This window comes from Mesorhizobium sp. M4B.F.Ca.ET.143.01.1.1 (assembly GCF_004792275.1).
In the GTDB taxonomy this organism is placed as follows: Bacteria; Pseudomonadota; Alphaproteobacteria; order Rhizobiales; family Rhizobiaceae; genus Mesorhizobium; species Mesorhizobium abyssinicae.
In genome coordinates this window covers 25234-34140 of the sequence record NZ_SRSR01000029.1, presented here as the reverse complement: position 1 = coordinate 34140, position 8907 = coordinate 25234, and the positions used below count along the sequence as shown (strand labels likewise).

The following is an 8907-nucleotide window of genomic DNA, read 5'->3' as shown; positions in this document are numbered from 1 at the left end:
TTCACTCTCGGCTGTCCAGTCGGGCATGGCGGGGCGCTTCCCTGATCACGAATCAGCACGCTAACAAATCCGCAACCAGCGCGAATCCCCCCGCATCCGCGACTTTCTGACTCAGTAAGACTAGGCCGATCGCACGCTTTCGTCCACCCGCCCCCACGTATTCTCCAACGGTTTTCGAAGACGTTGATGTCTTCGAAGCCACGACGCCAGCGGCTCACCGCCGAACTCCCGGCCCGCGCTCTCGATCTCCTGTCCTGCTTTCACTGCGATCGCCATGACGATCATATGGCCCGCACAGCCGACGTTGTTGTGCCCATCGCGCAGCCGCAGAAGATTCACAATGCAATGAAGATGGTGGCCACCCCTTAAACGTGAGAATGCGGCGGTTTCGATCACTTAGGCAGTTAATTTGAGAATGCCGAAGGCCAGGATTCTCAAATTAACTGCTAAGGCATTAACTCTCAGGCCGCGCGATTTGGGCATTCGTTCGGCGCTGTGCCAAGCCACAGCAGAAACGGCTCCGCCGATTCTCGTGCGCTCCATTCTCAAATTAAGTGCAATACGTCGCCTCGAATTCTCAAATTAAGTACCCATTCTCAAATTAGGTGCAAAGCTAAGCCTCTGAAATCATTGACTCTACATTCTCATAATTAACTGCCAAGCGACAGCAGTGGCTTGCCGAAGCGCGGCAGATGCTCGACTCAACCTGAGCGCCTCAGCCGGCCAGCGCCAGGCCGTGCAGCCATTCCCAGCCCGATCGCCAGGCCCGTGGCAAGGTTCCATGGCAAAGCTTCAGCGCAGGGTTGCGTCCCCCGATCCTAAATGGTCTACCCTTGCTCCTCGGGTGTGGGATGGGGAAAATGGCCGACTATAAATTTCAGGTGCCGCGTCTTAGAGACGCCGATCTTCTTAGCTTTTTGAAATCAGCGTCTGAAATGGTGGACGCAACCAGTTGCAGCATTAGTGAGATTGGATCGGCGCGGGGTGAGCAGTTTCCGATTAACGACGAAAAATGGCGCACGCATTCGTTAGCTTCATCGGATCGGTATACGATCTACTCGGCTACTATCGGCGCTGCCAACTTCAACCTCGTCATTGAACGGAACATCGCGTCAAATGCAGATTTTGCTTTCGATGTTCTAAGCATTACAAACAACCCGAAGGACGGCGTTCCGCCTGAGAAAGTGTCGCGTCTCAACCAGCTAATCAGCGATTCATTTCTGGCAAACACTGACCAGAATGCCAAGCTGTTTCACAATTCCCAATCTTTTACGCTGCTCATGAAATCTCATCAGAAGATGATCGAGCAGTTGCAGCGCACTGTGGCCAATGTTGGTGAGCAAGCGGCAGCGGTTCGCCTCAGACTTGAGGAGGAATATAACGAACGGAACGCTCAGCTTGATGCACAGTTCGCCACTCGACAGACGGAAGCGGAAAAAACGATCGAGGAAGCAAAGCGGGCTTTGCAAAGGACAGAAGAGGAACTGGCGGCACGGCAGAAAGATTTAGACGACCGCAGCAACACACATGCGCGGCGTGAGCTTCACCAGGAGCTAAAATCGAAGATCGTTGCACGCTCAAATAAGTTCCAAATTACGCCAGAGACGAAAAGCAACCGGACTCCCATCCATTTGGGTGTCATCGGCTCATCGGCGGTGTTGGTGGGCTTTCTTGCGTACTACGCGAACGCTCTGAGCTCGCTGCCTGCCGGCGCTACGACGGCTCAGATTATAATCTCAGGTCTAAAGCCTGTGGGCCTGACTGTTGCGCTCCTCGGCCTAATCGCCTGGTACCTGCGCTGGATGAACAGATGGTTTGAACGATACGCAGACGCGGAATTTCAACTTAAGCAATTCGATTTGGACATTGATCGCGCGAGCTGGGTAGTTGAGGCGGCGCTGGAATGGAGGCTTTCTCAGGAAAAGCCGATGCCAGAACACCTGCTTGAAACCATCTCACGCAATCTGTTTGCGAGAGGTGAAAAGGATGAATCAGCTGATATGCACCCGGCTGATTACTTGGCTTCGGCGATATTAGGGCGCGCTTCGGGAGTGAACCTAAAAATGCCAGGAGCTGAAATATCGCTAACCGGCAAAGATTTGAAGAAATTGCAGACAGATGAAGGCTGACTGTCGCGATCCCGAAAAGCCACCGAACGCCAGGCCCAGCTATCTAACAAGCGCGGAAAGCAAGAAATGATCTCACTGCCGGATTGCAAGATCACCGAGACCGATGGCCATTTGGTTCTGTCGCCAGAGCGCGTGGACTGGCCAAGCATACTGGCCTTCGATCGCTCGGTGAAGGCGTTTCTGTCATTCAACCCCGAATATGAGGTTCTCATTCACCACGCCTCCAGCGAACGCGGGAATGGCGAATGGGATATGGTGACCGTCAAGCCGCCCTCTTGACACGCGCCCCGCGAACGGTGGCGCTTTGCAGCGTCGAGACTGATCAACCCGCCCGAGGACGGAGCACTATGATCAGCTTCCCCGAAAACGAGCAGAACTTCGATGCTGCCTGCGCGGCATTGAGCAACCATCGGAAGCGTGAAAGCCACACGCCAGCCGATACGTTGAATCGGCTCTTTCGGAAGAATCTTTCGGGCCTGTTCAAGCCCGAGGAACTCCCCGTGCTCACCGCGGTGAACACAGTCGTGACCAAAGTTTTGCGACCGAAGCTCGAGTGGGCGAAACTGGCCAATCGGAGCAAGTCCGACGCGCGCCCGAGCGACGGGCCACTTATCGTGCTGGTCTATGGTGACATGGAACGTCTAATCGATGGGAACCACCGCTGCCGCTACTGGCATCAAACGCAGGATCCGGGAGATCACACCGCGTTTGTGCTTATCGTCGCTGAAAGGCCGGAACAGCCAGCTGTGTGAAGCCCGTCGGGACGCGGCCGGTCGCGTCCGCCTTCGCCTTTGCTGAAGCCTTGTTGCTCTGGCGTGCGACCCGCTTGCACGCTGGACGCGCATGGGGGATGCCTCGCTCTTTGGTTGGAGGAGAGAGATGGGCCACGCTGTTCGTGATAAGTACCTGCTCGCCCGTCTCAGCGGCGTCGGGATGCTTCTAAGTTTGACCAATGACGAGTTCCCGCGTTCATTGACACCGTTCTTGGCGGCGGGAATTTTGCAAAGCGTTCGTGACGGCGGCCAGGTCGATGCCGGCCCAGATTGACTGTGGCCGGTTCACGAGCCCACGCTTCTGTTTGATCTCGACGACAAAGGGTCGCTGCTGCTTCATAGTGCTCTCGGCGGACTTGGGGAGGTGCGAATGTCGTCTAGGCCGATCGCACGCTTTCGTCCACCCGCCCCCAGGTATTCTCCAACGGTTTTCGAAGACGTTGATGTCTTAGAAGCCACGACGCCAGCGGCTCACCGCCGACCTCCCGGCCCGCGCTCTCGATCTCCTGTCCTGCTTTCAGTGCGATCGCCATGACGATCATATGGCCCGCACAGCCGACTTTGTTGTACCCATCGCGCAGCCGCAGAAGATTCACAATGCAATGAAGATGGTGGCCGCCCCTGTTCATACTTCACGTTCCTGAGTATATCAGGCGCGTCCAACGCGTTTTCTGAATCGATCACAGGTGACCGATTCATGCTCTTGATGGACCTGGATTTTCAGCTGCCGGTAAAAAGGGCTACGCTTCGGGCTGGTGCTTCGATCGTTTTGTTCGCATGCAGCCAGCCGATGTAGTGGGTGGGCCCGTGGTGCCGGGTCGGCCCATCGCAACGTCTGACCCTTTCACTACTCTTTCCTTCGCAGTCGCCCAACGCTCAACGGCAGGTGCCAAGAATGGAGCAAGGCGATGGCTCGGAGAGAACTCAGCACAGGAATCTCAGCCTTTTTCACAGCGTTCATGCGTTGCACCCGGAGGGTGTCCTCGACTGGAGAATCCTTGGACGTTCTGGACACCGCCGTCGACAACCATGCGCGGAACGTCGCTTTGAAAATTTGCATCCGATGGCGGGCGGTCGCGCTGATCGTTTTTTCGGACCAAGGTTCGCGCCAAAGAAAAGGGCGGCGTCGCCGCCGCCCTTTCCGTATCTGAAGACTGATGGGTTGGATTAGAAGCCACCCATACCACCCATGCCGCCCATGCCGCCGCCGCCCATGCCGCCTGGCATGCCGCCGCCAGCCGACTCCTTCTTCGGAGCCTCCGCGATCATGGCTTCGGTGGTGACCAGCAGGCCGGCGACCGAGGCCGCGTCCTGGAGAGCCGTGCGCACGACCTTGACCGGATCGACGATACCCATGGCGATCATGTCGCCATATTCGCCGGTCTGGGCGTTGAAGCCGAACGTCGCGCCCGTGTTCTCGAGGATCTTGCCGGCAACGATCGATGCTTCCGCACCGGCGTTGGCCGCGATCTGGCGGGCCGGAGCCTGCAGCGCGCGACGCACGATGCTGATGCCAGCGGTCTGGTCGGAGTTGGCGCCGACAGCCTTGATGCTCAGCGAAGCGCGCAGCAGTGCGACGCCGCCGCCGGGAACGATGCCTTCTTCGACGGCCGCGCGGGTCGCGTTGAGGGCGTCATCGACGCGGTCCTTCTTTTCCTTGACTTCGATCTCGGTCGCACCGCCGACGCGGATGACGGCAACGCCGCCCGCCAGCTTGGCGAGACGTTCCTGCAGCTTCTCCTTGTCATAGTCCGAGGTGGTCTCCTCGATCTGCTGCTTGATCTGGGCGACGCGGCCCTGGATCTCGGCCTTCTTGCCGGCGCCGTCGACGATGGTGGTGTTCTCCTTGGAGATCGACACCTTCTTGGCGCGGCCGAGCATGTTGAGGCCGACATTCTCGAGCTTGATGCCGAGGTCTTCCGAAATGACCTGGCCACCGGTGAGGATGGCGATGTCCTCCAGCATGGCCTTGCGGCGATCACCGAAGCCCGGCGCCTTGACGGCGGCGATCTTCAGGCCGCCACGCAGCTTGTTGACGACCAGCGTGGCCAGAGCCTCGCCTTCGACGTCTTCCGAGATGATGACCAGCGGCTTCGAGGTCTGCACGACAGCCTCGAGGATCGGCAGCATGGCCTGCAGGTTGGAAAGCTTCTTCTCATGGAGAAGGATGTAGGCGTCTTCCAGATCCGCAAACGCGAATATTCGGATTGGTTTGACTTTCAAATCCATGGCTTCGGCGGCATTTCGAACAGCGCAGAATTCCACCTCGCCCCAGGGCTTACAATGGCTTTTCGCCTCTTTGTTCCGATCCTTGCCGGTGCGACGCTACGCGAGCGGCTGCTCGCCTGCATCGGCGCCACGATTGGCATCGCGCTGACCGGCGTGATCAGCGGGCTCGCCACGGGCGGCGGCCAGCATATGGCGCTGCTGGTGGCCCTATGGGCGCCTCCGCCGTGCTGGTCTTTGCCGTGCCGTCGAGCCCGCTTGCGCAACCCTGGTCAATTATCGGCGGCAATTCGATCTCTGCGCTGGCCGGCGTGACAGTGGCGCATTTCGTGGACGATCCGGTGATCGCGTCGGGCCTCGCTGTGGCGCTGGCGATCGCCACGATGTCGTTCACGCGCTGCTTGCATCCGCCGGGCGGTGCCGCGGCGCTGACGGCCGTGCTCGGCGGACCGGCCGTGCTCAGCTTCGGCTTCCTGTTCCCGTTGGTGCCGGTGGCGCTGAACTCGACAATTTTGGTGGCGCTGGGCTTGGTCTTCCACCTGCTGTCACGGCGGAACTATCCGCATGTCCACGTGCCCGCCGCAAACAGTCACGGCACCGCCGATGCGCCGCCCACCAAACGCGTCGGCTTCCGGCCCGAGGATGTCGATGCGGCACTCGCCGCTTTGGACGAAACCTTCGACATCGGCCGCGACGACCTCGAGAGGCTGCTGCGGCAGGTCGAGCTGCAGGCGATGGTGCGCTCGCACCGCACGCTGCTGTGCCGGGACATCATGTCCCGCGACGTGATCTCGGTGCCGGAAAACGCTGCCATCGACGAGGCGCGAAAGCAGCTTCTCGACCACAACATCCGCACCTTGCCAGTGGTCGATTCGCACGGTCGACTGGTCGGCGCCGTGGGCCTGCGCGAGCTGACTAAGGGGGCCGATACGGTGAAGGGCGTTATGTCGAAGACTGCTACCGCCTCTCCCGACACGCCGGCGATGAGCGTGCTTCCCGTGCTCACCGACGGCCGCAGCCATGCCGTAGTCATCGTCGATGCCGAGCGCAACATCCTTGGCCTGATCACCCAGACCGACCTGCTAGCGGCGGCGGCGCGCGCGCAGGCGGCAGACAAGTCGCCGCTCAAAGCCATGGCATAGCGGCCAACCGCGTGGACAAGATGGGATGTGGGCGGGCAATCACTCGCGATCTCGGATAGGGAGCAGTCCTTCCCGGGCTTTCGGCGACCTTTCCGGCGCAGACGAGCGCAGTCCTGCATAGTGCAATGCGTCAGGCGACAATTCCTGTAGCCTGACGCCACTATACAGTAACTTTTTCATCACGACCGGGCAATCGGCGCTGGAAAAGTACAGTCGAGCCGCTCCGCCCAAGGGCGGATATCATCCAGGATGGAGTCGAGAAGACGGACACCATCGCGTAACTGATCGCGCTTGAGCATCAGAGCTCGGTCACCCGCAACACGCACCGGATCACTACCCGGCGCAACTCGACTTGCTCGGCAGCGTTGAGCAAGAAATCGCATCTCACGTTCGAAAACAGCACGTCCGGCGAAATGGGCTGGGTCGAGAACCTGGACAAACAGGGCGTTCGCTTCGCCGATTTCAGCTCCATCGGCCCGTCCATATCCGCCCAGCGCTGCTGTCAGGGCCTTTGTTAGGAGAACTAAGCCAGTTCCTTTGTGACCCTGCTCGATGCCGCCGAGCGGCAAGATAGCACCGCCAGCCGCAAAATCGGCCGGATTCGCACTGACGTCGCCATCCGGACGCATGATCATCGGGTAGGGCAGCATCGTTCCCTGACGTTGGGCTCGGTTCATCGGACCCTGAGCCGACATCGCCAAGGTGGTGTCAATCAGGATCGGTGCTTCCCCGGTAGGAATGCCTGCGGCAAACGGATTGCAGGAAAAAATTGGCGTCAGGCCGCCGTGAGCAGCTACGACGGCCTCGGCCGGCGTGCTCACGGTGATCATGACCATCATGCGCCGATCGGTCCCGCGCTCGAGATAAGAGGCGAGGCATGCAACGTGCTGCGTTCGACGCACCACGACTGAGCCCAGCCCGTTCTCGGCGGCCATTTCACAAGCACGGTCCACGGCCTGAGCAGCCACCCATGGCCCAGGGAGAAAATCCGCATCCCAAGTTTCGCAACATCGGGTCGCCTGCAGCACTATATGTCGGCCGTCGGGATTGGTTTCTCCCTTCAGCAGCCAATCGCAGTTGCTCGGCAGACGCTGCACTCCATGAGTGGAATAGCCAAGCAGATCGGCTTCTAGAAATTGCCGCGCTACCACTTCAGCGCGCACTTGAGGCAGACCGGCGCGGGTCAGAAGCTGCGAGGAAAAGCTGAGAAGATCCTGATAGGCATACCGCTGCGCTGTCATTTGACTCTGTCAAAGTTGTTAAGAGACTAGGTCAAGCCAAGCCGGCCTGTCCGTGTTGACTCGTAAGGCGCGGTTACGCTCTTGAGGAAGAGGCTTCATCGAAGGTCCATCGCGTTGGCAAAGCGGCGATGTCCAAGCTCCGATGATCTGTCGTGGAGCTCATAACCGGGAAAGCTGATGAAACTATACCGCCGTCGCTAGCTGGGTCAATCGCCGCGAACGACGTCGCCGCGAACTACATTCGCGTGATCAGAGATCCAGCCGTACCTGTAGCCACGTTTAGTCCTTATCCTGGCAATGGGGGCAATCCTCACCCGCGCGAAGGCAATCTGGCCATCGCCCTGGACGCGTCAATGATGGTTGTTCCTCAACCTTTCGCCTGTGCCTTCCACTTCTCGGCCGAGGCGTGGCTGAGCTGCTTCTGGAGTAGCGCTCTTCGGCCGACCCGGCGAGGCCTGACCGTAGCGAATGGCTGGCGAACTCTCCCGTCCGCCCTCGGCCCGGATGCACGGTAACCTCTCAGCGCAATTGTCACCCTTGATGTGCGCGCGCGACTTCGAGGAGTGCACCCGCGATCTCGTCATTGGTCCATCCGGCCGCCGCGGCGCTCTCAACCAATTCCTGGACAGCCGCTTCCAGCGCGCGCTGGCAATGAAGCCCGCGATCTGGATGATCAGCCGCACAGCCTGGTTCCGCAATCGTGATCTTCGATCGCTTCATCGCCGGCCAGGGGCTTTCGCCCGTCTCCTTCAGCCACACGAGGCGTATGAGCTCGGATGTCAGTGGAGCACGCTTGGGATATCGCTTGATGCGGTCAACAAGCTGTTCCAGTGATCCCGCGCGTTGCAGCTCCTTGAAAAAATGGTAGGGCGCGACGCTCCCGAGCCGGTGCCTCTCCGCCAGGCTCCACACGTACCGATAGGCCGCCATGAAATCGGATCGTGGCGGGGCCTCGGACGGTTCGGCCTTGGTCAAGATACCCCCGCCCACGACCCGGTCGGCCTTTTCGATGATCTGGCGCGTCCTTGTTTTTGAAAGACGATGTTCCTGCGCCAGCTCGGTCACGGTCTTGCCATTCAGAAAGCCGTCCACCAGGGCGACATTTCGGTCGACATTCGGACTAAATCCCCAGCAGGCCCGCAGCCTGTCCACTATCGTCATCGCACCATTCCCTCGACGATCCCGTTTGCGCGGGTTTCGATTCAACATAACCGCGATCGTGTTTTTTGCTGACAGCAAGATCGCCGGGCGAAACGCCCTGATTTGCCGGGCAAGTCTTGTCCAAAACAGCTTTTACCGCAACACCCCGGCCTCGAACCTGGCGGCTCACCCTGTACGAATTGCCGGGCTGCGCGGACTGCTTTCCAGCCGCCTCCTGATTGGCGCGTCGATGCGC

7 protein-coding genes and 2 pseudogenes are annotated in these 8907 nt (G+C 59.6%); 5 read left to right on the top strand and 4 right to left on the bottom strand.

The genetic code is table 11. The features are described from left to right. Nucleotides 1-860 precede the first annotated feature (860 nt). From EN786_RS34640 to EN786_RS38040, 4 genes are all read left to right on the top strand, one after another. Entirely contained in the window at nt 861-2129 is a 1269-nt protein-coding gene (locus EN786_RS34640) for a hypothetical protein (RefSeq protein ID WP_135909791.1), read from the top strand. A 66-nt stretch (nt 2130-2195) separates the two neighbouring features. Next, nucleotides 2196-2408, top strand: a complete 213-nt coding sequence (locus EN786_RS34635; protein WP_135909789.1) for a hypothetical protein — start codon at nt 2196-2198, stop codon at nt 2406-2408. Between the two features lie 68 nt (nt 2409-2476). Further along, on the top strand, nt 2477-2881 hold the full coding sequence (locus tag EN786_RS34630; protein WP_135909787.1) for a hypothetical protein: 405 nt from the start codon (nt 2477-2479) through the stop codon (nt 2879-2881). Between the two features lie 127 nt (nt 2882-3008). Further along, complete coding sequence (locus tag EN786_RS38040) at nt 3009-3176, top strand: hypothetical protein (protein WP_189524354.1); 168 nt, start codon at nt 3009-3011, stop codon at nt 3174-3176. Between the two features lie 103 nt (nt 3177-3279). On the opposite strand, the gene EN786_RS34625 is transcribed toward EN786_RS38040, so the two are convergent. Both EN786_RS34625 and groEL read right to left on the bottom strand, forming a co-directional pair. Further along, nucleotides 3280-3531: a hypothetical protein gene (locus EN786_RS34625; RefSeq protein WP_135909785.1), complete on the bottom strand. Its 252-nt coding sequence runs from the start codon at nt 3529-3531 to the stop codon at nt 3280-3282. A 538-nt stretch (nt 3532-4069) separates the two neighbouring features. Further along, nucleotides 4070-5092: pseudogene (groEL, locus tag EN786_RS34620) on the bottom strand (chaperonin GroEL); the annotation flags it as partial. 93 nt (nt 5093-5185) lie between these two features. Between groEL and EN786_RS34615 the strand changes: the two are divergent. Then, nucleotides 5186-6270 (top strand): annotated as a pseudogene (locus tag EN786_RS34615) (HPP family protein). A gap of 179 nt (nt 6271-6449) precedes the next feature. Here EN786_RS34615 and EN786_RS34610 read toward each other — a convergent pair. Then, nucleotides 6450-7511 carry an Ldh family oxidoreductase gene (locus EN786_RS34610; RefSeq protein ID WP_135909783.1) on the bottom strand — a complete coding sequence of 354 codons (1062 nt, stop codon included), beginning with the start codon at nt 7509-7511 and terminating at the stop codon, nt 6450-6452. Between the two features lie 531 nt (nt 7512-8042). Further along, nucleotides 8043-8672, bottom strand: coding sequence for a hypothetical protein (locus tag EN786_RS34605; protein WP_135909781.1), 630 nt, complete (start codon nt 8670-8672; stop codon nt 8043-8045). Between the last annotated feature and the right edge of the window lie 235 nt (nt 8673-8907).